The organism is Bradyrhizobium cytisi (genome assembly GCF_008123515.1).
Classification (GTDB): Bacteria; Pseudomonadota; Alphaproteobacteria; order Rhizobiales; family Xanthobacteraceae; genus Bradyrhizobium; species Bradyrhizobium cytisi.
Genome location: NZ_VSSR01000025.1, coordinates 100,531 through 126,516, shown reverse-complemented (window position 1 = coordinate 126,516; position 25,986 = coordinate 100,531). Strand labels below are relative to the sequence as shown.

The following is a 25,986-nucleotide window of genomic DNA, read 5'->3' as shown; positions in this document are numbered from 1 at the left end:
ATTTTGCGCGCGGCATGTGACAGGCGGTTGAAATGGCGGACAGGCAGTTGAAATGATGGAATTTATCCACGCTCAGGCGGCGTGCGCGGACTTCTTCTGCAAGCTGGCAGCAATCGTGAGGTCTTCGACAAAGCGCTGATATTCCAGCACCTTCGCTTCCGGATCGGGTAGCCGCAGCAGATAGGACGGATGCACCGTCACCAGAGCCTTGCGTCCGTCGGGGAGGTCTATGAGCCGGCCGCGGTTCTTGCCGATGGGCGTGATCTTGCCGAACACGCTTTGTGCGGCGGTGGCGCCCATCGCCACGATGAGATCGGGCTGGATTGCCGAAACTTCCCGCTCATACCATTGCCGGCAAGCTTTGATCTCCGGCGTCGCAGGCTTCTGGTGCAGGCGGATCTTTCCGCGCGGCACAAATTTGAAGTGCTTCACCGCGTTGGTGACATAGACCTTGTTGCGATCGACGCCGGCTTCCGCGAGCGCGCGGTCGAGCATCTGGCCGGCCGGGCCGACGAAGGGGTGGCCGGCGAGATCTTCCTTGTCGCCGGGCTGCTCGCCGACCAGCATGATGGTGGCGTTCTGCGGTCCCTCGCCGAACACGGTCTGCGTCGCGTCCTTGTAGAGCGGGCAGGCGCGGCAATGGGCGGCTTCCTCGCGAAGCGCCTCGAGATCGTTGGTGACAGTCTTACGTGTCATCGGAGCCTCCGGCCGTTTCTGAGGCTTGTGCGGATCGGTTGCGGCGTTGGCGATCATGGCGCCGGTCATGCGTTCGGCGTCCTCGATCAGAGGCTTAATGATCGAGGCCTCGGGCAGGTTCCTCCAGTATTTCTTCGGCATCTCCGTCTGCATCGCCTTCACCTTCAACCGCGCCGGGTTAAAGATGCTGGCGTAGTAGCGCCGCCAGGTTTCCTCCAGCCGGTCTTCGCCCGGCGCCTCGCTCTTGCTCACGCCCGGCGTGAACGAAAGCGCGTGGCCGTCCCAATGCGCGCAGAGATCGGGCGTCAGGATTGACCAGGGCATATCGGCAAAGCGTCTGGCGAAGAACGGCGCGGCGAGCTCGACGATATAATGCTCCGGCTCGAACCAGGCGACGTAATGCGCGGCACGTTCACGGCCGATCTCGCGAAAGCGCACGAAGGCGTGCATCTTGTGCTCGTCGCGATGGACCGCTCTTGCCATCGCCGTAGCTAACGCGATGTCAGGATCGGTCGCGACCTCGATGAGATCGTGATTGTCCTTCAGTCGCCAGAGCAGGCGATAGAGGATCGCAAAGCGCTGCGGATCGCGATGCAGGATGGCGGTCTGGGCGAGCTCGACGAATTTTGCCGACACGCTGAAGGTGCCGTCGTTCACCTCGAGGATCGGAGATAGCGCGGGCGGTGCGAACAACTCGGCTTCGCCGCCTTGCACGGCCCATGTGACTTCGGTGGGCTTCACATGATGAAGCACGAGCATGCGGGCGGCTTTGCGCCAGCTTTCGAAATCGGTTTCGGTGTCGAGGATGATGTACTGCATCAGAAGCCAAACCCCAGTTGCGTTGCTTTCGGCTTGAACCGTTCGATCAGCCGCGCCTCGTCGAGGCGGTGCGGTGCGGGCCGGTGATCGCTGAGCACGATGAACGGCAGCACCTTGTTGCGGGGCACGTGCAGCCGCGCGAGATCGGAGAGACGGATCGTGGTGGTGCGCCGTGTGGCGATGATGCGCTCGACCGCCTTGGTGCCGAAGCCCGGTACGCGCAACAGCTCCTCGCGGCTGGCGCGATTGATGTCGAGCGGAAAGCGGTCGCGGTGGCGCAGCGCCCAGGCGAGCTTTGGATCGATGTCGAGCGGCAGCATCGCGCTGTCGTCGACGATCTCGCCGACGTCAAAACCGTAGAAGCGCATCAGCCAGTCGGCCTGGTAGAGCCGGTGCTCGCGCAACAACGGCGGCTGTACCAGAGGCAACGCGCGGCTGGCGTCGGGGATCGGGCTGAAGGCGGAGTAATAGACGCGCCGCAGCCGATAAGAGCCGTAGAGATTGGCGCTGGTGTGGAGGATGGTGTGATCGTTCGCGCCATCTGCGCCGACGATCATCTGCGTGCTTTGTCCTGCCGGCGCGAAGCGCTGCGGCTTGGCCTTCGTCTTGGTGCTGCGGTTGTCCTCGGCTTCGTCCAGTTTCAGCCGCAGCCGGCCCATGGTGCGGCGGATCGCACGCACGTCCTTCTCGGGCGCGAATTGTTGCAGGCTGGTCTCCTCAGGCATCTCGATATTGATGGAGAGACGATCGGCATATCTGCCGGCTTCCGCGATCAGCGCGTCGTCGGCCTCCGGAATGGTCTTGAGATGGATGTAGCCGCGGAAGTGATGCTCCTCGCGCAGTTTTCGCGCGACGCTGACCACCTGCTCCATGGTGTAGTCGGGACTGCGAATGATGCCGGAGGAGAGAAACAGTCCTTCGATGTAATTGCGCCGGTAGAAGTCCAGCGTCAGCTTGACCACCTCGTCGATGGTGAAGCGAGCGCGCGGCACGTTGGAGGAAGCGCGGTTGACGCAATAGAGACAGTCGTAATTGCAGGCGTTGGTGAGCAGCACCTTGAGCAGCGAGATGCAACGCCCGTCCGGCGCGTAGGAATGGCAGATGCCCATGCCCGGCGCGGTCGAGCCCATGCCCTTGCCGTCGCTGGAATCCCGCTTTTCGGTGCCGCTGGAGGCACAGGAGGCGTCGTACTTGGCTGCATCCGCCAGGATCTCCAGCTTGCGTTGTACGTCCATCCCGGAATCCCTTTGATTCAGCTCATGAATCTGATCGAGCGCAATTCGATTGACTCTTCGCGCGCCGTTAGCTTTATATTAGAACATACCATGAACAAATGAGCCAGCCGCTGGTTCTCTTTTTGAGAGCCATCGGCAATCACCTCTGAAGGAGCGGCGAGCATGAGCGGCGCACGCAGAAGCGCGCTTGCGACCTTGCGCAGCCAGATCGAACGGATCGAGACGGCGGAGGTCATCCATCGTCACGACCGCGTCGCGCTCGGCCACGGCGAGGTCGACCACGCCTTGAAAGGCGGGCTCGCACGCGCGGCGATCCACGAGGTGTTTTGCGAGGGGCGTCAGGGCGCGGCCGCGACGGGCTTTATCACCGGGCTTGCGGGCCGCGTCACGGTGCGTCGGCCGCTGCTGTGGGTGCGGCAGGATTTCTCGGAACTTGAAACCGGCGCGTTGTCGATGTGCGGGCTCGCCGAGCTCGGCCTCGATCCGCGCCGCGTGGTGATGGTGCGCGCGGCCGACGTGGAGAGCGCGCTGCGCACCTCGGCCGATGCGCTCGCCTGCGATGCGCTCGGCGCCGTCGTGCTCGAGCTCTGGGGCGAGACCAGGCAGTTCGATCTCGTGGCGAGCCGCAAGCTGACGCTGGCCGCACAATCCTCCGGCGTCACCGGCCTCTTGTTGCGGATGGCGGCACAGCCGCTGCCCTCGACGGCGGAAACACGATGGATGCTGCGCGCGGCGCATTCGCCGCCGGGCGCGGCTTCAATGCCTGCGGCGCTTTGGAGTGCCTGGGGCGCGCCGCGCTTCGATGTTGAGCTGTTGCGCAATCGTCATGGCCCGTGTGGCCGGTGGATCATGGAATGGAAGTGTGATGAGTGCCAGTTCTCTGAACCGTCGGCGTATTCTCAGCCTGTGGCTGCCGCGCCTGCCCATCGACCGGATCCAGCGGTTCTTGCAGGTGAGCAGCGGCGCGCAGGATGAGCCCAGCATTGTCGTCATCAAGGACAACAATGCGCTGGTGATCCATGCGCTGGACGAGGCGGCCGAGCGGCTCGGTCTGTACATCGGCCAGCCGCTGGCGAATGCGCGAGCGATGTATCCGGACCTGAAAGTGTTCGACGCCGATGTCGTGGCCGATGCAAAGGCGTTGAGCGATATCGCCGACTGGTGCGACCGCTTCACGCCGCTGGTGGCGCTCGATCCGCCGCACGGGCTGTTCCTCGACATCACCGGCTGTGCGCATCTGTTCGGTGGCGAGGCTGCATTGTTGCAGACGCTGGTCCGTGCGCTGGCGCGCCAGGGCTTTGCCGTCGGCGCCGCAATCGCCAGCACCTCGGTCTGCGCGCGCACGCTGACGCGGCAGACGCCTGGCGTTATTGTTGTCAATGGCGGGGAGGCGGCGGCGATCGACCGGTTTCCGGTGTCCGCGCTCGGTGCGGACGAGGCCATCACCACCGGCCTGCGCCGGGCCGGGCTGAAGACGATCGGCGATGTCGCCTTGCGCACGCCGAGCGAAATCACGGCGCGGTTCGGCGCGCGGTTCTCCACGCTGCTCGCGCATGCGCTGGGGCAGGGCGATGCGCCGATCAGCCCGCGAAAACCGCTGCCCGACTACATCGTGGAAAAACGCTTTGCCGAGCCGATCGCGACCGACACCATGATCGCGATGACGCTGTCGCGGCTGGCCGATACGCTGATCGCTTCCATGGAAAAGCAGGGCAAGGGCGCGCGCCGATTAGAGGCCGCGTTCTTCCGCACCGACGGAGTGGTGCGCGCGATCATGGTCGAGACCGGGCGTCCCGTGACGCGAAGTGCCGTCATCGACCGGCTGTTCCGCGAGCGGCTCGATGCGCTTGCCGATCCCCTCGATCCCGGATTCGGCTTCGATATGGTGCGGCTGTCGGCGAGCCGCACCGAGATCGTGGTGCAGGAGCAGCGCGATCTCGACGCCAATGTCCATGACAATGACGAGCTCGCCGCGCTGATCGACCGCATCGCCGCGCGTATCGGCGGAAAACGCGTCGTCGTGCATCTGCCGCAGGACACCCATATCCCTGAAAGTGCGGTGCTGGCCGCGCCCGCGCAGCATCATCTCGCCGCTGCCATGCAGGCCGAATGGCCGGCGCGTGCCGAGAGCGAGCCGCCGCTGCGCCCCTTGCGGCTGTTCGACAAGCCGGAGCCGGTCACAGTGCCGTTCGCGACCGTGCCTGATGGCCCGCCGCATCAATTCACCTGGCGGCGTGCAAAACATGCGGTGGTGCGGGTGGAAGGACCCGAGCGCATCGCCATGGAATGGTGGCGGCAGGACGGCAAGCAGCTGACGCGGGATTATTTCCGCATCGAGGATGCCGAAGGCCTGCGCTTCTGGATTTTTCGCGATGGTCTTTACGAGGGGGAGGTGTTCGACGCCGACGGCAAGCCCGCTTCTCCCGGCTGGTACGTGCACGGTCTCTTCGCATGACGACATCAGCTTATGCCGAGATCGGCATCACCACAAACTTCTCCTTCCTGCGCGGCGGCTCGGATCCGCGCGCCTATGTGCATCAGGCCAGCAAGCTCGGCATTCCCGTGATCGGCATTGCCGATCACAACACGCTGGCCGGCGTGGTACGGGCCTGGAATGAGCTCGACAATGACACGGTGCTGCACAAGCCAAAGCTCCTGATCGGTGCGCGCATCGTCTTCATCGACGATACGCCCGACATTTTTGTCTATCCGCGCGATCGCGCCGCCTATGGCCGGCTGTGCCAACTCCTCACCAGAGGCAAGCGTGGCGACGACATCACGCGAATCGAGAAGGGCGAATGCCATCTCAGCTTCGCCGATCTTCTGGAGTTTTCTGAAGGCCAGCTCCTGGTCCTGACGCTGCCGCATCGGTTTGATGATGCGAAAGCGCTGGATGTGCTTTCAAGGCTCGAGGCCAGCCGCGCCGAAGGCGTGTGGCTGGCCGCGAGCCTGGTCTATCGCGGCGACGACCGTCGCCGTCTGGCGCGGCTCGACGATCTCGCAGCCAAAGCAAGGGTGCCGCTGCTCGCGACCAACGAGGTGCTCTATCATGATCCCGGCCGCCGGCCGCTTCAGGACGTGCTGACCTGCATCCGGGAAAAGACCACGATCGAGGCGGTCGGACGCAAGCTGGAAGCCAACGCCGAGCGCTTTCTGAAGACGCCGCGCGAGATGGCGCGGCTGTTCCGCGATTTCCCCGAGGCGATTGCGGAGACCATGCGCTTTGCCGACAAGATCGACTTCTCGCTCGACCAGCTCAAATATCAATATCCGGACGAGCCGGTGCCGCCGGGCAAGACCGCGCAGGGGCATCTGGAGGATCTGACCTGGGCAGGCGTCGATAAATATTTTGGCGGGATCGACAACATCGACGCAAAGCTCCGCGCGACCTTGCACAAGGAGCTCGCGCTGATCGCCGAGCTGAAATACGCGCATTACTTCCTCACCGTGCATGACATCGTTCATTACGCGCGCAGCCAGAACATCCTGTGCCAGGGGCGGGGATCGGCGGCCAATTCGGCGGTGTGCTACGTGCTCGGCATCACCTCGGTCGATCCGACCAAGGTCGATCTGCTGTTCGAGCGCTTCATCTCCAAGGAGCGGCTGGAGCCGCCGGATATCGACGTCGATTTCGAGCATTCGCGGCGCGAGGAGGTGATGCAATATGTCTATCGCCGCTACGGCCGCCACCGCGCTGCGATCATCGCCACCGTTATCCATTATCGTCCGCGCAGCGCCATCCGCGACGTCGGCAAGGCGCTGGGGCTGACCGAGGACGTCACCGCCGCGCTCGCCGACACCGTCTGGGGCAGCTGGGGCAAGGGTCTCAACGACATGCAGGTGAGGCAGGCCGGGCTCGATCCGCAAAATCCCATGATCAATCTCGCGGTCGAGCTTGCGACCGAGCTGATCGAATTCCCGCGTCATCTCTCCCAGCATGTCGGCGGCTATGTGCTGACGCAAGACCGGCTCGACACCTATGTGCCGATCGGCAACGCCGCGATGGACGACCGTACTTTCATCGAATGGGACAAGGACGACGTCGACGCGCTCAACATGATGAAGGTCGACGTGCTCGCGCTGGGCATGCTGACCTGCATCCGGAAGTGTTTTGATCTGATCGATCGGCATAAGGGCGAGCGCTGGGTTCTGGCGACCGTTCCGCAGGACGATCCCAAGGTTTACGACATGCTGTGTGCTGGCGAGTCGCTCGGCGTGTTCCAGGTCGAGAGCCGCGCACAGATGAACATGCTGCCGCGGCTGAAGCCGCGGACCTTCTACGATCTCGTCATCGAGGTCGCGATCGTGCGTCCGGGTCCGATCCAGGGCGACATGGTGCATCCATATCTGCGCCGGCGGAACGGGCTAGAGAAGGTGATCTATCCCTCGCCATCGCCCGAGCATGGTCCCGCGGACGAGCTCTACAAGGTGCTGCACAAGACGAAGGGCGTGCCTCTGTTCCAGGAACAGGCGATGCGTATTGCGATCGAGGCGGCGAAATTCACCCCCGAGGAAGCCAACGGCCTGCGCCGCTCGATGGCGACCTTTCGCAATGTCGGCACCATCGGCCAATACGAGGAGAAGCTGATCGGCAACATGGTCGCGCGCGGCTATGATGCAAACTTCGCCAGAAGCTGTTTTGACCAGATCAAGGGCTTCGGCTCCTATGGTTTCCCGGAGAGCCATGCCGCGAGCTTTGCCCAGCTCGTCTATATCTCGTCATGGCTGAAGTATCATCATCCCGACGCCTTCTGCTGCGGGCTTCTGAACTCGCAGCCGATGGGCTTTTACGCGCCGGCGCAGATCGTCGGCGACGCCCGCAAGAACGGCATCGAGGTGCGCGAGATCGACGTGTCCTATAGCTTTGCGCAGAACACGCTGGAGAACACGGACGACAGATATTGTGCCGTTCGCCTCGGCTTCCGCCAGATCGACGGCTTTCACTGGCTCGATCCGGATGAGGAATTCCTCAAAGCGGAGCAAGCGAAGCGGCAGGGCAAGGTCTATGTCACTCAGGAAGACTGGGCCGACCGCATCATCAAGGCTCGCGACCGCCAACGGTTCACCTCGCTCGAAGATTTTGCCCGCGACACCGGCCTGCCCAAGCGCGCGCTGATCCTGCTGGCGGATGCTGATGCATTCCGCTCGCTCGGGCTCGACCGCCGCGAGGCACTGTGGCAGGTGCGACGGCTGCCCGACGATGTGGCGCTGCCGCTGTTCGAGGCAGCCACCGCGCGCGAGCAGCCGGACGAGCAGGCCAAGCCGTTGCCGGTGATGCCGCGTCCCGAACAGGTCGTCGCCGACTACCAGACCATCCGGCTGTCACTCAAGGGCCACCCGATGGAATTCCTGCGCGAGACGTTTTCGCGCGAGCGGATCGTCGCCTGCAAGGAGATCAGCCATGAGAACGAACGGCGCCGCGTCCGCTGCGCCGGCGTGGTGCTGGTGCGGCAGCGGCCCGGCAGCGCCAGTGGCGTCGTGTTCATGACGCTGGAGGACGAAACCGGTATCGCCAATGTCGTGGTGTGGCCCAAGATCATGGAGCAGTACCGCAAGGAGGTGATGGGCGCGCGCCTCATCCAGGTCGAAGGCTATATCCAGAGCAGCCCCGAGAAGGTGACGCATCTGATCGCGCAGCGCATGATCGACCGCTCGCACGATCTGGTCGGTCTTGCCAACGATGCCCTGAGCCGCAAGCATCCGGTCCCGGCAGGCGCCGACCTGATCGAGCCGCTCAATGACGACCGCCGCGACCACGCGGACATGCCGGCGCAAAAAATCCGCCACCCCCGCAACGTCCGCATCCTGCCGCCGTCGCGGGATTTCCATTGAGGAGTGGTGGGGAGCCGCCACACCCGTCATTGCGAGCGTAGCGAAGCAATCCAGTCTTTCCGCGGAGGGATTCTGGATTGCTTCGCTGCGCTCGCAATGACGAGGATAGAGGATTGCTTCGCTTCGCTCGCAATGACGGCGGAAACAGCGTGCCCTCACTCCGGCGCCGCTCCCACCGGCGGGCCGCCGGGCGGGCGGTGCAGGAAGGTCAGCGAGGCGTAGGCGCCGGCCCAGGAACCCATCGCCGCGAACGCGACATAGAAGGCGTTCTCGGTGTAGCTGATCACGGCGTAGGACGAGAGCAGGTACCAGACCGCGCTCCAGTTCGCCGCCGGGACGCGCTTGCGCGCGATCACGGCCGAGGTGAACATCACATAGACTGCGTCGGTGGCCGCCGTTGCGATGAACACGGCGCCCGCGGTGAGGGGATCGATGGCAGCCATTGCATTCCTTTGTGTGCTAATGGAAGTCGCAAAGCTAAGGGAGAGAAGCGGTCATGCAAAGCCCTGCCGACATTCTCAGCGACATCTGGGCTTCCGCCGACGGCGACAAGGCTGCGCTCGCGCGTGTATGGCTGACCGGCGAAGAGCCGCAGATCCCATCCTCGTTTCGCGTTGCCGTTGCCGGACAAACGACGATTGCCGCTGCCGGCCTTGCCGCTGCTGAAATCTGGCGGATGCGCGGCGTCGAGGCGCAGGATGTCGCCGTCGACATGCGTCACGCCGTCGTCGAATGCCGTTCCGAGCGTTATCTGCGCCTCGACGACAAGCCGCCGCCACCGGCCTGGGATGCCATCGCCGGCGTCTACAAGACCGGCGATAGCCGTTTCGTTCGCTGCCACACCAATTTCAGGCATCACCGCGACGCCGTCTGCAAGGTGCTTGGCTGTGTGCCCGAGCGCGAGAAGGTGCAAGCCGCGCTGATGCAATGGAAGGGCGAGGATTTTGAAGCCGCGGCCTATGCCGCCGGCGGGGTCGTCGCTCTGATGCGCTCTTACGATGAATGGTCGGCGCTGCCGCAAGCACGTGCGCTCGCGCAATTGCCGCTGATCTCGATCGAGAAGATCGGCGACGCCTCTCCAAAATCTTGGTCTAAAAAGCCGTGGCCCAAAGGCGATCGCCCCCTCTCGGGTCTTCGCGTGCTCGATCTCTCCCGCGTCATCGCCGGTCCCGTCGCCGGCCGCACGCTTGCCGCGCACGGTGCGGACGTGATGCTCGTCTCGGGGCCGGAGCTGCCTGCCATTCCCTGGCTCACCATCGACACCGGCCGCGGCAAGCTCACCACCTTCATCGAGCTGAAGAGCGAGGCGGGCCAAGCGCAGCTGCGCGCGCTGTTGAAGGAGGCCGACATCTTCTCGCAAGGCTATCGCCCGCGCGCGCTCGCAGCCCTCGGCTTTTCGCCGGAGCAGGCCGCGGAGATCAATCCCGGCATCGTCTACGTCACGCTGTCGGCTTACGGCCATGCCGGCCCATGGGCCGAGCGGCGCGGCTTCGATTCGCTGGTGCAGACCACGACCGGCTTCAACGACGCGGAAGGCAAGGCCGCCGGCATCAACGGTCCCAAGGAATTGCCGGCGCAGATGCTCGACCACGCCACCGGCTATCTGATGGCATTCGGCGCGATGATGGCGAGGGCGCGCCAGGCGCGTGAAGGCGGCAGCTGGCACGTGTGCGTGTCGCTGGCGCAGACCGGACGCTGGCTTTGGAATCTCGGCCGTCTCGAAGGTGGTCTTAACACCCCGGATCTTACGGGTGAGGCTGTACATGCAACGTTCATAGAGACAGTGTCATCTGGCTTCGGCACGTTGACGGCGGTGCGCCATTCGGCGGTGCTGTCGCGGACACCGGCGCGATGGAGCCGTCCGGCCATGCCGCTCGGCAGCCATCCGCCGCAATGGCCGGCGCGAAGCTGACGTGAAGCTGACGCGTCGCAAATTTTTAACGCAAACCGCAGGACGCCCAGCGTTTTTTAGGTTGTTTGAAATCTCAATTCGGCACTATTAGCGCGACCGATGAGGCAGTCGTTTGCCGAGATCGTCGCAGACTTGACCGGGCCCCATGGTAGTTGAAAATACCAAGCGATTGCAGGTGCTTACAAAACGACGGGTGATTACATCCGTAGTTTTACTGGCGCTTGCCGGGGCCGGGGCCTACGGCTTTCTCCATGCGGGCGCCAAGGACAAGAGCCATTCCGAAGTCTCCAGCCAGTCGCGCCGGAATGCGCAGAACTTCACGCCGACACCGTCGGAATGGGCGACGCTGACGATCGAGCCGGTCAATGCCAAAAGCTTCCGCGCCGAGTATGTCACCGAAGGCAAGGTCGCGGTCGACGAAGACCGTTCGACGCCGGTGTTCTCGCCTTATGCGGGCCGGGTGACCAAGCTGCTCGCCAAGCCCGGCGAGAGCGTGACCCAAGGTCAACCGCTGTTCACAATCGAGGCCGCCGACACCGTGCAGGCCCAGAACGATTTCATCGCGGCGATGACGTCGCAGAACAAGGCGAAGTCGGCGCTTGAGCTTGCCGACATCCAGTACCGGCGCGCCAAGGATCTCTACGAAGGCCGCGCCATTCCACTCAAGGACTATCAGCAGGCGGAAGCGACCCAGGTCCAGGCGCAGAACGACATGCGCTCCTCGGTGACGGCGCTGGAGGCTGCAAACAACAAGCTGCGGATCCTCGGTTTCACCGACGAGACGATCAAGGCGTTCCAGACCAAGAGCACCATCAATCCGGAAATCACGATCTATGCGCCGATCTCGGGCACGGTCGTGCAGCGCAAGATCGGTCCCGGCCAATACGTCAACTCCGGCGCCAGCGATCCGGTCTTCGTGATCGGCGATCTCTCCACGGTCTGGCTCACCGCTTTCGTGCGCGAGAGCGACGCCGCCTCCGTCAGCGTCGGGCAGGACATCAGCGTCAACGTGATGGCGCTGCCGGGCCGTCCGCTGACCGCCAAGATCAACTACGTCGCCGCCGCGATCGATCCCAGTACCCGCCGCCTGCTGGTCCGCGCCACGATCGACAACAAGGATGGTCTGCTCAAGCCGGAAATGTTCGCCAACGTCACGATCTATTCGGCCGGCGACCGCGGGGCGCCTGCGGTGCCGAAGCAGGCGCTGATCTACGAAGGCGACCAGGTCCGCATCTGGGTCGCGCGCGAGGACAAGTCGGTCGAGCTCCGCCAGATCAAGACCGGCCTCATCAACGGCAACCTCGTCGAGGTGACCAGCAACCTGAAGCCCGGCGAACAGATCGTCGTCAAAGGCAGCCTGTTCATCGACCGCGCGGCGTCCGGTAGCTGATCGACGAGCCCCAAGAAACTGCGAAAAACCTGAATGGACCGTCTCGTCGCCCTAGCCGTCAACCGGCGCTTCCTGATGGTCGGCATGTTTGTCGCCGTGCTCATCGGCGGCCTGATTGCGTTCAATCAGCTCAACATCGAGGCCTATCCCGATCCGACCCCGCCGATGGTCGACATCGTCACGCAGAGCCCGGGCCTGTCGGCGGAAGAGATCGAGCGCTACATCACGATCCCGATCGAGACCCAGGTCGCGGGCCTGAAGAACCTCACGACCATCCGCACCATCTCGCTCTACGGCCTTTCCGACGTCAAGCTGCAGTTCTCCTTCGCCTACACCTATGACGAGGCGTTGCAGCAGGTCTTGAACCGCCTGGCGCAGCTCGCGCCGCTGCCGGGCAACGTGCAGCCGCAGATCTCGCCGCTGAGCCCGATCGGCGAAATCTTCCGCTATCGGCTGGTCGGCCCGCCGAACTACAGCGTGCTCGACCTCAAGACCATTCAGGACTGGATCCTCCAGCGTCGCTTCCGCGCCGTGCCCGGCGTGATCGACGTCACCGGGTGGGGCGGCAAGAGCAAGACCTATGAGCTCCAGGTCGACAACAACAAGCTGGTCGCCAACGGCCTGACGCTGCCGCAGCTGCTCCAGGCGGTCAGCAATTCGAACGTCAATGTCGGCGGCAACACCGTCAATATCGGCCAGCAATCGGCCGTGGTCCGCGGCGTCGGCCTGATCCGCTCCATCGACGACCTCGCCAACACCATGATCGCCCAGACCAACGGCAATCCGGTGCTGGTGAAGGACGTCGCCACCGTCACCGTCGGCCAGAAGCCGCGTCTCGGCATCGCCGGCATCGACGATTCCGACGATATCGTGCAGGGCATCGTGCTGATGCGCCGCGGCGAGCAGAGCTCGCCAACCATCAAGCGGGTCCACCAGCTCGTTCAAACCATCAACGAGTCCAGTATCCTGCCGCCCGGCGTCCGCATCGAGCGCATCTATGACCGCGGCGACCTGATCGAGCTCACCACCCACACCGTGCTGCACAACATGGTGGTCGGCATCCTCCTGATCGTGCTGTTGCAGTGGATCTTCCTCGGCGATCTGCGAAGTGCGCTGATCGTCGGCGCCACGATTCCGTTCGCCTTGTTCTTCGCCGTGATCATCCTGGTGCTGCGCGGGGAATCGGCCAACCTGCTGTCGGTCGGTGCCATCGATTTCGGCCTGATCGTGGATGCCACCGTCATCATGGTGGAGGCGATCTTCCGCCGCCTGACGCAGACCACGCCGCCGGCGGAATCCGAGCAGATGTCGCCCGACACGCTGTTCGGCATGAAGAGCCACGCCATCCTCAGCGCCGCGGCCGACGTCTCGCGCTCGATCTTCTTTGCCGCTGCGATCATCATCGCGGCCTTCCTGCCGCTGTTCACGCTGTCAGGCGTCGAGGGCAACATATTCGGGCCGATGGCGCGCACCTATGCCTACGCGCTCGCCGGCGGCCTGCTGGCGACCTTCACCGTGACGCCTGCGCTGTCCGCGATCATCCTGCCGGCGCATGTCGAGGAAACCGAGACCAGGGTGATGCAGATCCTGCACCGGATCTACATGCCGGTTTTGAATTGGGCCGTCGCCAACCGCAGCATCATGCTCGGCGCCTCGGTCGGCCTCGTGCTGATGACGGTTGCGCTCGGCCGGCTGCTCGGCCTCGAATTCCTGCCCAAGCTCGAAGAGGGCAACCTCTGGATCCGCGCCACGCTGCCGCCGACCATCTCGCTGCAGGAAGGCAACTCCTACGTCAACGAGATGCGCAAGCTGATCCGCGCCCGGCCCGAGGTCGAATCCGTGGTGTCGCAGCACGGCCGTCCCGACGACGGCACCGACGCCGCGGGCTTCTTCAACGCCGAGTTCTTCGCGCCGCTGAAGCCTGTAGACCAGTGGCCCGGCACGCATGACAAGGAAGAGCTGACCGCGCAGCTGCTCAAGCAGCTCGACGACCGCTTCCCCGGCGTCGAGTTCAACTTCTCGCAATATCTCCAGGACAACGTCTCGGAAGCCGTTTCCGGCGTGAAGGGCGAGAACTCGATCAAGCTGTTCGGCAGCGATCTCCAGGCGCTGACCGACACCGCCAACAAGATCAAGTCGGTGCTGGCGACCGTGCAGGGCGTCACCGACCTCGCGGTCTTCACCTCGCTCGGGCAGCCGACCGTGCAGATCGACATCGACCGCGCCAAGGCCGCGCGCTACGGGCTCGCCCCCGGCGACATCAACGCTACCATCAAGGTCGCGATCGGCGGCGACACCGCGGGCGATATCTACGAGCCGGGCTCCGACCGTCACTTCCCGATCATCGTTCGCCTTGCGCCGGAGTACCGCCGCAGCGCCGAGGCGATCCAGAACATACGGATCGGCGCGCCCGGGCCGAACGGCTCCGTGACACAAATCCCTTTGAGCGAGGTCGCCAACATCAGCCTCGTCTCCGGCGCCGCCTACATCTATCGCGAGCAGCAGGAGCGCTATCTGCCGATCAAGTTCTCGGTGCGCGAGCGCGACCTTGGCAGCGCCATCCGCGAGGCGCAGCAGAAGATCGCTGACCAGGTTCAGCTGCCGCCTGCCTCGCACATGGAATGGGTCGGCGAGTTCGGCAATCTCCAGGACGCGATCCGGCGGCTGTCGATCGTGGTGCCGATCTCGCTGGCGCTGATCGGCATCCTGCTCTGGTTCAATTTCGGCTCGATGACCGATACCTTGCTCGCCATGAGCGTGATCCCGATGGCGATCTTCGGCGGCGTGCTCGGTCTGCTGATCACCGGCACCGCCTTCAGCGTCTCGGCGGCGATCGGGTTCATCGCCCTGTTCGGCATCGCGGTGATGGATGGCATCATTATCCTCTCGCAGTTCAACCAATTGATCGATGAAGGCATGGACCGCGTCAGCGCAGTGATCCGCACCGGCGAGCTCCAGCTCCGCCCGGTGTTGATGACCTGCGTGGTCGCCGGCGTCGGCCTGCTACCGGCTGCGCTGTCGGCGGGCATCGGCTCGCAGGTGCAGAAGCCGCTCGCGGTCGTGGTCGTCACCGGCATGATGCTGGCACCGGTCGTGATCCTGGTGACGCTGCCGGTGCTGATCTCCTTCTTCTCCCGTCGCGCGCGCTGACGCGCGAGCTAGCCCAACGCGCGCTGCGCGATCCGCAGCAGCATCGAGGTCCCGAGCCCGAGCAGCATCAGGCTGGCGAACCGGCTGCTCAATGACAGCATCCGCGGCGTCAGCCGCGAGCGCGCGGTTGCGACGATCGTGCTGAGGATCATCCACCAGACCGCCGAGCCGACGAAGACGCCCGCGATTAGCGGTGCGGCTGCGGCCTGCGTGGAGAATGCGTGCAACGCCGCGAGAAACAGGATGACCGTCAATGGATTGGTCAGCCCGAGCGCGATGGCGCTGAGATAGGCGCGAGCGAGATGCACTCTGTCGATCTCACCGGCGTCCTGGAGCACGATGGAGCACCGGTGCGTGCGGAGCGCGAACCACAGCAGCGTGAGTGCCGAGACGATGCCGAAGACAACAGCATTCGCCTCGACCCAGGGCTGTGCAAGCGCGCCTAATCCCAAAACTGCGAAGGCGCTGTAGGTGAGATGCACAGTCGCCGCGCCGAAGCCGGTGGCGAGGCCTGTGGCGATGCCCGACTCCAATGTGCGCTGAATGCACAGCATGCCCATTGGCCCGATGGGGGCGGCGACGGTGAAACCAATTCCGATGCCGGACAAAAGCGCGGCAAGATAATGCGATAAAAGCATGCACCCGCACGAACAAATGAAATCAGTGCGTGTGCGTACCCGGATGCGAGGGTCCGTGCCTCAACCGAAAGGGTGAAAAGCGAAAGGAACCACGAACACGTTCGTGTGAGTCCAATCTCGTTGCACTCGTGCGACAGAGTTTCGCCACTCGACATGGAGCTGCGTCGCACTTCATTGAACCTAATTGCGCGTGTCGCGACTCAGAATCCGTACAGCCGCGCCGGATTGTCGACCAGGATCTTCCTGCGCACATCCGCATCCGGTGCCCATACCGGAAGCTGGTTGAGCAGGCGGCCGTCGTCGATCTGGTGGAACGGTGCGAGGTCGCTAGTCTTGCGGCCCTCGACTTGTGCCGAATCCGGATGTGGCCAGTCGGTGCCCCAGACGATGCGGTCCGGGTTTGCGGCGATCAGTGCGTGCGCATAGGGCATCATGTCCTGATAGTCGGGCGCGAGGTTCGACGAGCGATAGGCGCCCGAAATCTTCACGTACGCCTTGCCCGATGTGACGAGTGCGACGAGGTCCGCAAATCCGGGCTGCTCCAGTCCGAGCGAGGCCTCGAGGCCGCCGAAGTGGTCGAACACCGCGGGCACCGGTGAGGCCAGCACGAGATCCCTGATCGCCGAGATCATCGCCAGCGTGGTGTAGAGCTGCACGTGCCAGCCGCGCGCTTTCATGCGCTCGATGGCGGCGGTGAGGCGGGTGCGGCCGACATCGGGATTGTTGACGCCGTCGGTGGCAAGATTGATGCGGATGCCGCGAAAGCCGTTCGCATGCATCGTGTCGAGCTGAGCTTCCGTGGTCTTGTCGTCGATCACGGCCACCCCGCGTGCGGTCGCGCCGCGCGCCTTGATTCCGAACAGGCTGGAGGAATTGTCGGTGCCGTAGACGCTCGGCGTGACGATCACGACGCGCTCGATATGGAGCGCCTTGTGCAGCGCTGCCATTTCTTCCGGGCTTGCTGGCCCTGGCGTATAGACGCGCCCGGCAAAGAAAGGAAACTTTTCGACATCGCCGTGGATATGGGTGTGACAATCGCAGGCATGCGCCGGCACTTCGAAGTTGATCGGCGTCGCGGGTTGCGCTGCGCGCGCGTACTTTTTGTCGGTCATGGCTGCTCCGGCGGCGAGGAAGGCGCTCGGAACGATATCACATCAGCCGGGCAGTCGAGCCACGTCGGCGCATAGCTGCTCGACCAGCTCCGCAATCGGCCGCGCACCGTCGACGCGGACCACAGGGGAGGTTAGACGCGCGAGCCACGCCTCATCTTTTGCGAGGTTGCGGCCGAAGCGCGCAACTGTGGCCAGCAGGTCGATGGGCGGTTTTGAGGTCATGGCTGCGAGTCCAACGACGTCCGATGCTATCACCTCTCTCGACAGGAAGTGATTAGGCTACGCCTACGTCGACGGGTTTCGCAACGGCGCTACAAATCCACACATTGCGAGGATGACATTGTGCCCCTGTTTTGCCCGACGCGTCAAATAAAATTCGTAAAATCAGCAATCCTCGCGCGCGACTTCATCGGCTACTGTGCATGGGTTGTTTTCGACATTTTTATAGGTGGCCGCCAAAGCGGCAGGCCGAAGCCGGCCACCGCCAGGATGCCCAGCGCGGTGCTCACCCGGAAAATGGATTACTGCCCTGACGGCGTGCGCAGTCCTTGCCAGGCGTCGCGGACCTGGTGGTAGTGCATCTCGGGCAGATAGTCGGGCGTGTTCAGGCTCAGCGTCTTGACGTCGAGATGGCCGACGGCGCTGAGCAGGGTATAGGACGCGATGACGCGGTCGCGCAGCGCACCGATCAGGCGGGCTCTGGCCTGGATCAGGTCGGCCTGCGAGTTCAGCACATCGACCGTGGTGCGCTGTCCGCCGGCGGCCTCGCGCTGCACGCCCTGGAGGGCGACGGTTGCGGCCTTCACCTCGGACTCCGAGGCCGAGACCGCGATCTTGGCGCCTTCATTGGTGACCCAGGCGCTGACGGCCGCCGTGCGCGCCTGGTTGCGCATCTGGTCGAGCACGAGCCGGCTCTGTGCCGTCACTTCCTTGGCCTGCCGGGTCTGCGAGGCCGCCTGGCCGCCGTCATAGATCGGGGCGGTGACGTTGGCGACGATCGAGGCCTGGTCGGTGGCGAAGGTGCCGAGCGTCGGGTCGCTGTCGCGGCTGCGGCTGACGCTGCCCTGCAGGCTGGCGCTCGGCAGCAGCGCGCCTTCGGCGACGCGGATATTGGTCGAGGCGACGTCGACGTCGAAGCCCGCGGCCATCACCGCCGGATGCTCGCGGATCGCCATCGCGATCGAATCCTCGCGGCTCTTCGGCAGATAGCGATCGACCACCTCGGCGGGGCGAAGCGCCGAAGGCGCATTGCCGATCACCTGGGAATAGGTCGCCTGGCTCACCGCGAGTGCGACCTCGGCGGCATTGAGATCGGCAAGGCCGCGATTGAGGCGCGCCTCGGCCTGGGCGCTGTCGGTCGGGGTGACGTCGCCGGCATTGAGGCGGCGCTGGGTGATGGAGAGCGTCTCGCGCAGGAAGGCGACGTTGGAGCGTTGCGCCTCGACCAGCGACTGGTTCGCCAACACGTTGGTGTAGGCGGTGACGGCGTCGAGCAGCACGCCCTGGCCGACATTGCGCAGCGCCTCGCGGCCGGACTGCACCTGAAGTTCCGCGACCCGCACGCTGTTGGCGGTGCGGAAGCCGTTGAACAGGGTCTGCGACACCGTGACCCCGATGGTCCAGGGTTTTAGCGTCGCGGTCTGGATGGTGTTGTCCGGAAGCAGGTTGCGTACGGCCTGCAGGCCGGCGCTGAGGCTCGCCACGATCTGCGGCCGATAGCCTGCCAGCGCCTGCGGCACGTTTTCGTCGGTGGCGCGCTGCCGTGCGCGCTCGGCGTTGAGTTGCGGATTGGTCTGGTAGGCCTTGACCAGCGCCTCCGGCAGGGCCTCCGCGCAGGCCGCGGCGGGCAGGGCGCAACAGAGCGCCACCGTGGTCCACGTCGCGAGGACAGGACCCACGCCCGATCGACGCCGCGTCATCACGCGACCAGCTCTGGCGGTACGCCCAATCATGTAATCCCGCAAAATCCTGGCTGTCCGCCCCCGCCGACGGCGGCTCTCTTAACTGTTTACCCAGCGCCGGTCTCGCAGGCAAACTGCCGCGGAGGAAACCCCCATGAAATCCGTGCTTGTTGCAGGTGCGTCACACAGCGATTCCGGCTCGAATGCGCTATAGGGGACTGGCGGCGCCTGCCAATTCCGTCGGGCGCCTTTGCAATGTGGTCCGGACCCACGGATGATGCCGAAATTCTTCTCCGATCCCGATGCGCTTGCAGAGGAGATCATTCGCGACGTCGGAATCGATCTGGTGGTCGGTCTGCCGCTCGGCCTCGGCAAGGCCAATCACGTCGTCAACGCACTCTACGCGCGGGCCAGTGCCGATCCTTACATCAAGCTGACATTGCTCTCGGCGCTGACACTGGAAAAGCCGAAGCCGCAGGCCCTGATCGAACGCCGGTTCATCACGCCCGTGATCGACCGCCTGTTCGGATTGTATCCCGATCTGGCCTATGCCGAGGCGCTGCGCGAAAATCGGCTGCCGCCCAACATCAACGTGGTCGAATTCTTCTTTCTTGCTGGACGCTGGCTGCACGTGCCGGCGGCGCAGCAGAATTACATCTCGGCCAACTACACCCATGCGGCGAGCTATCTGCTCGCGCGCGGGATGAACGTGGTGACACAGCTGGTGGCCAAGCGCGTCGTCGACGGCGTGCCGCGCTACAGCCTGTCCTGTAACACCGATACGACGCTGGATGTGCTGCGTGAGCGCCGCGCCGGACGTGCGTCGTTCAAGCTGATCGCGCAGGTGAATTCCGAGCTGCCGTTCATGCCGGGCCCTGGCGATCTTCCAGCCGACGAGTTCAGCGCCGTGCTGGACAGCACGGCTACCGATTTTCCCCTGTTTGCGCCGCCGTCGGAGCCGATCTCCGATACCAAATACGCCATCGGACTGAACGCGGCATCCCTCGTGCGCGACGGCGGTACGCTTCAGATCGGCATCGGGCAGATCGGCGATGCGCTCGCGCAAGGCCTGATCCTGCGCCATCGCAATAGCGTAGCGTTTCATGAGGTCGTCGCGCGGCTGTCTCCGGCGCGACCAGCCGTTGCGCAGGAAGCCGGCGCCTTCGAGGCCGGCCTCTACGGTGTCAGCGAGATGGTGACCGAGGCGTTCATCGGCCTGATCGACGCCGGCATTCTCAAGCGCGCCGTCGAAGGCGTGGTGCTGCACGGCGCTTTCTTTCTCGGTCCGAAATCCTTCTATCGCGCGTTGCGCGAAATGCCGCCGGACCAGATCGCGAGCATCCAGATGATGCCGGTGTCGTTCACGAACGAGCTCTATGGCGAGGAGGATCGGAAGCGCCGTGAACGCGTCGATGCACGCTTCATCAACAACACGATGATGGCGACGCTGCTGGGCGCGGCCGTATCCGACGGCCTCGACGACGGCCAGGTCGTGAGCGGCGTCGGCGGGCAATACAACTTCGTGGCGCAGGCCTTCGCGCTTCACGGTGCGCGATCGGTGCTGACGCTTGAAGCGACGCGGCAAGCGGGCCGTACGCTGAAATCCAACATTCTCTGGCGCTACGGACACGAGACGATTCCGCGCCACCTGCGCGATGTTTTCGTCACCGAATACGGCGTTGCCGATCTCAAGGGAAAGTCGGACGCCGACGTGATCGCGGCCATGCTCGAGATCGCTGACTCGCGCTTCCAGGACGAGCTGGCGCGGGTTGCAAAGGACGCCGGCAAACTGCCGCGGGGCTACGAGATTCCGGCGGCTCACCGCGAAAACCATCCCGAGCGGATCGCGGCTGCGCTCAAGCATGCGCGAGACGCCGGGCTCTTGCCGTCGTTCCCGTTCGGCTGCGATTTCACCGAGGTGGAGCAGCGCCTCATTCCGGCGCTGGAGATTCTCCAGGGCGCGCAACATTCATCGCGCGCGCTGGCAGGCCTGGTGTGGCAGGGATTGATGCGAAAGCCGGATACGGCCGACGAGGCGTGTCTCGGACGCCTCGGCCTCGATCAACCAAAGACGTGGGCCGAGCGCTTCTATCGCGCGCTCGTCAGCGCGGCCCTCGCACAGAGCCGCGCCACGTAGATCCTACCGGTTCTTGTTCACCGGCGTGCGCTTCTCGATGAACGCCGCCATACCCTCGGAGCGGTCTTCGAGCGCGAAGGTCGAGTGGAACAGATTCCGCTCGACGCTCATGCCTTCGGCGAGCGTGGTCTCGAAGGCGCGATTGACTGCTTCCTTGGCCATTGTGACGGCAGGGCGTGACATCGCGGCGATCTTCTCCGCCGCCGCCATGGTCTCGTCCATCAGCTTGTCGGCCGGCACGATGCGGCTGACGAGGCCGCTGCGTTCGGCTTCCGCCGCATCCATCATGCGGCCGGTGAGGCAGAGATCCATTGCCTTGGACTTGCCGATCGCGCGGGTGAGGCGCTGGGTGCCGCCGATGCCGGGGATGGTGCCGAGCGTGATCTCGGGCTGGCCGAATTTGGCAGTGTCGGCGGCGATGATGAAGTCGCACATCATGGCGAGCTCGCAGCCGCCGCCGAGCGCATAGCCGGCGACCGCTGCAATGGTCGGCTTGCGGCAGCGCGCGATGCGGTCGCCGCCGATCGCGGCGAAATCTTCGGAGAACATGTCGATGAAGCCCTTCGGCTGCATCTCCTTGATGTCGGCGCCGGCGGCGAAGGCCTTCTCGCTGCCGGTCACGACGATGCAGCCGATGGCGTCATCGGCTTCGAGATCGTCGACGGCGGCGGCAATCTCGCGAAAGACGCCGAAGGAGAGCGCGTTGAGCAACTTCGGCCGGTTCAGCTTGATGATGCCGACCGCGCCTTTGCTTTCGACGATGATGTGTTCGAACGTGCTCATGCTCCACCCACGCTTTTGATTGGGCGGGCAATGTGCCTGCTGGCGCGGATGCCTTCAAGGGGGCCAAAAGCCGCCGGGACGCGCGGGTAGCGCGCGCCCCGAAATGAGCCGTTAGGCCAAGACTTGGGCCAAGACCTAGGCCAAGAATTGGGCCAAGACCTAGGCCATGAACATGCGCGCGGCGGAGGCCAGCGTCAGCAGCGTGCCGACGCCGATGAAGATCTTCCCGATCAGGGAGCTCTGGTCCCAGGCCGAGCTCGGCTGGCTGCTTGCCATCACCGGCGCCGGGCGCGGCTGCGCGTCGGTTGCGGCGACCACGGCCTTCTGCACGGGCGGATTGTCCTGTTGCAGGGCGCGATCGAGGTCGTTGAGCTGGTCGGGCGCGACCACCTGGTTTTCGGCGCCCGGAGCGGCGGGACTGTCGGCCGCGGCCTGCACATTGTCATTGGCGCGGCCCGTCATCGCCGAGGCTGCGGCCGCGGGCGGCGTGTCGGCGGCGAGCTGCGCGTTCGCATTGGCGACTTCCGGGGGCATCTGGCTCGACGCCGGAACGTCGGTGCTGGCCTCTTTGCCAGCCTTGGCCTCGTCGGCCTGCGGCGTGGCATCCGCCTTGTCAGTCTTGTCGTCGGATTTCTGCGCCGTCTTGCTGTCGGTGTGGCGCGACGAATGGCGTCGCTGCTTACCCGGCTTGTCCGCTTCGGCCTGTTTGCTTGCGCCGTCCGGCTTCGTGCTCGCAGAGCTCGGCGCGGCCTGCACCGAAGCTCCAAACAGCAGCAATAGTCCGGCCAGAACGACCAATGCCGCGCGTCCGCTGGCTTTCATCATGTTGACGATCTCCCCAATTCGCCCGTCCCGGGGCGAACAGAGACCCCGGCCCATGACGACAGCGGGGCAAAAAATGGGAATCTTCGGGCCACACGGGGCAAAACCGGGGCAAACCGGTGGGGTACAGAGGCGGCCGGGTGCGGCAGAGACCGATCGGTGTTATGAGCCCCTGACAGAGTTTCTGCGGCTGCCTTGTGGTCGGGGCCCAGCGTCGATCACGACTTCGTGATCACGCAGGTCCCGACGTAACAAATTGAAAGAGCGGCCGAATTGCAATGGTGAGGGCGCGCGTGCGCGGACGTGAGGACGAGTGGACCGGCCTGATGCGGTCGGCCATGGCAGGGGATGATGCGGCATATCATCGCCTGTTGAGGGCGGTCACCCCGGTGCTGCGCGCTGCCGCGAGGCGCGGCCTGGCAAGGGCCGGGCAGCCTCCCGATCAGGCCGAGGATATCGTGCAGGAGATTTTGTTGGCGGTGCATCTGAAGCGGCACACCTGGGACAGCGAAGCGCCTTTCGCTCCCTGGCTGTTCGCGATCGGCCGCAACAAGCTGATCGATGCGCTCAGGCGCCGCGGCCGCCGCGTCTTCGTCAATATCGACGATTTCGCCGAGACGCTGCCCGGGGAGACGCCGCAGGAGACGGCCTCGGCAGGCGAGGTGACGGCGCAGCTCAACACCCTGCCGCAGCGCCAACGCGACGTGTTGCAGTCGATCGCGGTCGACAGCACCTCGATCAAGGATACGGCGGCGAAATTCTCGATGAGCGAAGGTGCCGTGCGGGTCGCACTGCATCGGGGGCTTTCGGCCCTGACTGCCAAACTACGGGACCACTAGTCATGGATACCGATCAACTCATTCGTAGCCTTGCGGCCGATAACACCCATCGCGCCCCGCGTGTCGGCGCGATGCTGACCATGGCACTTCTCGTGGCGGCGCCTTTGTCCATCCTGATCTTCGCGACGTTTCTCGGCGTGCGGCCGGACGTGATGAGCGCCATGCACAACCCGTTCTTCGACATGAAGTTCGCAGTCACGCTGTCGCTCGCGATTCCCGCGATCATCATCAGCCTGCATCTGTCGCGGCCCGAAGCCCTGATGCGCGGCTGGGGCTGGCTCCTGCTGCTCCCCGTCGGGCTGCTTGCAGTCGCGATTGGCAGCGAGGCGATGATGGCGCCGGCCATGCCGATGACGATGCGGCTCGTCGGCAAGAACTCGCGGTGGTGCATGCTGGCGATTCCCGCGATGTCGCTGCCGCTGCTCGCGGGCGCCCTGTTTGGTCTGCGCCACGGCGCGCCGTCGCGGCCGGCGTTGGCCGGTGCGCTTGCTGGCCTGCTGTCGGCCGGGCTCGCCGCCACGCTCTACGCCTCGCACTGCACCGACGACTCGCCGCTGTTCGTCGCGACCTGGTACACGATCGCGACGGCGGTCGTGACCGCGATCGGCGCGGCGGTTGGCTCCAAAGTGCTGCGCTACTAGGCAGCGTGGTTACTCTAAATTGTCTTCGGCCTGTGACCGTTCATCTCGACCGCTGCATCCTTGATTGGAGTTGACTGATATCCTAATACCGTTACGGGCGGGCGCGACACAGGTGCAGACTGGTGAGGACGATCATTGCCGACGATCACGCCATCATGCGGGAAGGCCTGAAACAGCTTCTGTCGACCGTGGACGAGCTTACTGTCAGTGGTGAAGCGGCGGACGCTGAAGCGGTTCATCGGCTGCTGAACGAAAACTCCGCCGATCTTCTCATCCTCGATCTCGGCATGCCGGGTGTGAGCGGATTTCAGTTCATAGCCCAACTGAGAACGGCATGGCCGGAGCTGCGGGTTCTGGTCCTCACCGCCAATGTCGAGCCACGTTCCGTTCGGGCAGCCTTTTCCGCGGGCGCCAATGGCTATTTGACCAAGGGCGGCGATCCATCCGAACTCATCGCTGCGATCGCGGCCATCAGAACAGGCAGCGCCTATGTGGCGGAGGAGGTTCGCTTTGCGGTGAACCAGCATGACGGCCCGAACGAAACCCCGGAGCCCACGGCAGCGATCATATCTCCGGTTACGTTGACGAGGCGTGAGCGGCAAATCCTCGGAATGATCCCTCATGGCGTCACCAATCGCGACATCGCCAGCCGTCTCGGCATCAGCCCGCTGACTGCCAGGAAACATCGCGAGAATCTTATGCGGAAGCTCGATCTGCACAGTGGTGCCGAATTGACAGCCTACGCGGTTCGTCTCGGCCTTCCAGCGGGTTAGCGCAACGGCAACTCGCAAACGAAGCCGCCGCACCTGCCGGCGCGCGGAGAGGTTTCGATGCAAGAGGACAAGATACGCGGGGCGCTCGTCGAGCTCTTGTATCGCAATTCCTATGGCGTGGTGGTCGCCAACATCCTGATCTCCCTGGCGGCAGCATATGTCCTGAGGAGTTCGCCCGCTAAGCGGCCGGCGTTGGGCTCGTCGCACCCCGCTGCATGCGGTGAAAGCGCAGCACCTGCTGCGCCGTCGAGCTGCGCAGGGCCTCGTAGGTATCGCGCAGCGTCAGTATGTCGGTCTGCGAGCCGCCGGACAGCTTTTCGCGCATGGCGATGATCGCGCGCACGCTCGACCATTGCATTCCGGCGACCTTGGCGAGGATCATCACGCCCTCGGTCCGGCTCTCGATCATCATGTTCTCGACGGTCTCCACTGCAACGCCGGCGAGCGCTGCGAGCCCCGCATTGGTCTCATCGAACTTGCCCTGTTCGGCGAAGGTCGTGACCTGGAATTCGTTGAGACGGCCGTCGTCGTGGAGTGACTTCACCAGCGCGCGTGCCATCTCGGTCTGCCGGCTCATGGCGGCGGCGCGGATCCGCTGCGCGGCTTCCTGGACCACGCTCGACACTTCGTCGGCGAGCTCCGGATGGGCCGCCTCCAGCTTCCTGCGCACGCTCAGGGAGGCCTTGGCGATCAGCTTCAGATAGTGATGGCGCGGCAGGTCGGGCCGCAGGCCGATGCAGGCGGCGAGGTCATCGTCGCGCGCGGCGCGGGTGACGAGGTCGGTGAGGCTGCCCTCGGAGAGCTGCGCGCCCGGATTGCTGACGGTCGACTGCACCACGTCTTCGTTGCCGCGCGCCACCAGCACGTCGGTCAGCGCCTCCGACAGCACCCGCCGCAGCGAGATCGCCTTGAGATGGGCCTGGCTCTTGCTGCGCGCGATCTCGATCAGGGTGGTCTCGTCCAGCCGCTCTGACTTCGTCAGTACGGGACCGGCGACCTCGATCACCTCATCGAGTGCGAGCGTACGTATGATTTTGGGCGGTGCGGCCGGGATCGGCGCGAGGCGGTCGGCGAGCAGCGCTTTCGCCGAGGTCTCGATCTGTTCGATCAGGCACTGGAAGACGTCGTCGAAGACGCGGACATGGTCGTCGGAATAATCCACCGCGTTGTTGATGAAGAGGTCGGTGACCCGGCGCAGCGTCTCGACCCGGCGCGCGACGGTGCCGTGCGAGAGTGCGGACTGCAATTCGTCGAGCAGGTTTTCGGATGATTTGGCGGTTTTGGTTCTCATGGCCCTGTCCTGGAG

The 25,986-nt window shown here is 64.5% G+C and carries 20 protein-coding genes; 10 read left to right on the top strand and 10 right to left on the bottom strand.

The features are described 5' to 3' along the window. Positions 1-72: 72 nt before the first annotated feature. Positions 73-1,515 carry a UdgX family uracil-DNA binding protein gene (locus FXB38_RS17325; RefSeq protein ID WP_148752073.1) on the bottom strand — a complete coding sequence of 481 codons (1,443 nt, stop codon included), beginning with the start codon at positions 1,513-1,515 and terminating at the stop codon, positions 73-75. After that, on the bottom strand, positions 1,515-2,750 hold the full coding sequence (locus tag FXB38_RS17320) for a putative DNA modification/repair radical SAM protein (protein ID WP_148752072.1): 1,236 nt from the start codon (positions 2,748-2,750) through the stop codon (positions 1,515-1,517). The genes FXB38_RS17325 and FXB38_RS17320 overlap by 1 nt, the downstream gene beginning before the upstream one ends. A gap of 162 nt (positions 2,751-2,912) precedes the next feature. On the opposite strand from FXB38_RS17320, the gene FXB38_RS17315 reads away from it, so the two are divergent. The 3 genes from FXB38_RS17315 to FXB38_RS17305 are packed head-to-tail and all read left to right on the top strand — an operon-like array spanning position 2,913 to position 8,582. Continuing rightward, positions 2,913-3,725: an ImuA family protein gene (locus FXB38_RS17315; RefSeq protein WP_148752071.1), complete on the top strand. Its 813-nt coding sequence runs from the start codon at positions 2,913-2,915 to the stop codon at positions 3,723-3,725. Further along, complete coding sequence (locus FXB38_RS17310) at positions 3,616-5,205, top strand: Y-family DNA polymerase (RefSeq protein WP_187434941.1); 1,590 nt, start codon at positions 3,616-3,618, stop codon at positions 5,203-5,205. The genes FXB38_RS17315 and FXB38_RS17310 overlap by 110 nt, the downstream gene beginning before the upstream one ends. Then, positions 5,202-8,582 carry an error-prone DNA polymerase gene (locus FXB38_RS17305; protein ID WP_148752070.1) on the top strand — a complete coding sequence of 1,127 codons (3,381 nt, stop codon included), beginning with the start codon at positions 5,202-5,204 and terminating at the stop codon, positions 8,580-8,582. Before FXB38_RS17310 ends, FXB38_RS17305 begins: the two co-directional genes overlap by 4 nt. A 155-nt stretch (positions 8,583-8,737) precedes the next feature. Here the strand turns inward: FXB38_RS17305 and FXB38_RS17300 are convergent, their stop codons facing one another. Beyond that, entirely contained in the window at positions 8,738-9,025 is a 288-nt protein-coding gene (locus FXB38_RS17300) for a hypothetical protein (RefSeq protein ID WP_148752069.1), read from the bottom strand. 53 nt (positions 9,026-9,078) lie between these two features. Between FXB38_RS17300 and FXB38_RS17295 the strand changes: the two genes are divergently transcribed. The 3 genes from FXB38_RS17295 (at position 9,079) to FXB38_RS17285 (ending at position 15,034) form a co-directional block, all read left to right on the top strand. Beyond that, positions 9,079-10,494: a CoA transferase gene (locus tag FXB38_RS17295; protein WP_148752068.1), complete on the top strand. Its 1,416-nt coding sequence runs from the start codon at positions 9,079-9,081 to the stop codon at positions 10,492-10,494. 145 nt (positions 10,495-10,639) lie between these two features. Beyond that, complete coding sequence (locus FXB38_RS17290; protein WP_148752067.1) at positions 10,640-11,884, top strand: efflux RND transporter periplasmic adaptor subunit; 1,245 nt, start codon at positions 10,640-10,642, stop codon at positions 11,882-11,884. Positions 11,885-11,917: 33 nt separating this feature from the next. Next, a complete protein-coding gene (locus FXB38_RS17285; RefSeq protein ID WP_148752066.1) occupies positions 11,918-15,034 on the top strand; it encodes an efflux RND transporter permease subunit in 3,117 nt (1,038 codons plus the stop codon). Positions 15,035-15,042: 8 nt separating this feature from the next. Here FXB38_RS17285 and FXB38_RS17280 read toward each other — a convergent pair whose 3' ends face one another. From FXB38_RS17280 to FXB38_RS17265, 4 genes are all read right to left on the bottom strand, one after another. Further along, positions 15,043-15,672, bottom strand: a complete 630-nt coding sequence (locus FXB38_RS17280; protein ID WP_148752065.1) for a LysE family translocator — start codon at positions 15,670-15,672, stop codon at positions 15,043-15,045. A 200-nt stretch (positions 15,673-15,872) separates the two neighbouring features. Continuing rightward, complete coding sequence (locus tag FXB38_RS17275) at positions 15,873-16,784, bottom strand: amidohydrolase family protein (protein WP_148752064.1); 912 nt, start codon at positions 16,782-16,784, stop codon at positions 15,873-15,875. 42 nt (positions 16,785-16,826) lie between these two features. Next, positions 16,827-17,006 (bottom strand): P-loop NTPase family protein, encoded by a 180-nt coding sequence (locus FXB38_RS17270; protein ID WP_148752063.1) that lies wholly within the window; start codon positions 17,004-17,006, stop codon positions 16,827-16,829. Positions 17,007-17,305: 299 nt separating this feature from the next. Next, the gene (locus tag FXB38_RS17265; protein ID WP_187434950.1) at positions 17,306-18,703 is read right to left on the bottom strand and encodes a TolC family outer membrane protein; all 1,398 of its coding nucleotides are present in this window, start codon (positions 18,701-18,703) and stop codon (positions 17,306-17,308) included. Between the two features lie 259 nt (positions 18,704-18,962). Here FXB38_RS17265 and FXB38_RS17260 point away from each other — a divergent pair, with 259 nt between their 5' ends. After that, positions 18,963-20,822, top strand: coding sequence for an acetyl-CoA hydrolase/transferase C-terminal domain-containing protein (locus tag FXB38_RS17260; protein ID WP_148752134.1), 1,860 nt, complete (start codon positions 18,963-18,965; stop codon positions 20,820-20,822). Between the two features lie 3 nt (positions 20,823-20,825). Here FXB38_RS17260 and FXB38_RS17255 read toward each other — a convergent pair whose 3' ends face one another. Next, positions 20,826-21,605: an enoyl-CoA hydratase gene (locus FXB38_RS17255; protein WP_148752061.1), complete on the bottom strand. Its 780-nt coding sequence runs from the start codon at positions 21,603-21,605 to the stop codon at positions 20,826-20,828. Positions 21,606-21,764: 159 nt separating this feature from the next. Further along, entirely contained in the window at positions 21,765-22,430 is a 666-nt protein-coding gene (locus FXB38_RS17250; protein ID WP_148752060.1) for a hypothetical protein, read from the bottom strand. A gap of 290 nt (positions 22,431-22,720) precedes the next feature. Here FXB38_RS17250 and FXB38_RS17245 point away from each other — a divergent pair, with 290 nt between their 5' ends. The 3 genes from FXB38_RS17245 (at position 22,721) to FXB38_RS17235 (ending at position 24,680) form a co-directional block, all read left to right on the top strand. Next, a complete protein-coding gene (locus tag FXB38_RS17245) occupies positions 22,721-23,266 on the top strand; it encodes a sigma-70 family RNA polymerase sigma factor (RefSeq protein ID WP_187434940.1) in 546 nt (181 codons plus the stop codon). A gap of 2 nt (positions 23,267-23,268) precedes the next feature. Further along, complete coding sequence (locus FXB38_RS17240; protein ID WP_148752058.1) at positions 23,269-23,907, top strand: NrsF family protein; 639 nt, start codon at positions 23,269-23,271, stop codon at positions 23,905-23,907. Positions 23,908-24,029: 122 nt separating this feature from the next. Continuing rightward, the gene (locus FXB38_RS17235) at positions 24,030-24,680 is read left to right on the top strand and encodes a response regulator (RefSeq protein WP_246229944.1); all 651 of its coding nucleotides are present in this window, start codon (positions 24,030-24,032) and stop codon (positions 24,678-24,680) included. Positions 24,681-24,858: 178 nt separating this feature from the next. Here the strand turns inward: FXB38_RS17235 and FXB38_RS17230 are convergent, their stop codons facing one another. Continuing rightward, a complete protein-coding gene (locus FXB38_RS17230; RefSeq protein ID WP_148752057.1) occupies positions 24,859-25,971 on the bottom strand; it encodes a DUF2336 domain-containing protein in 1,113 nt (370 codons plus the stop codon). Positions 25,972-25,986: the final 15 nt, after the last annotated feature.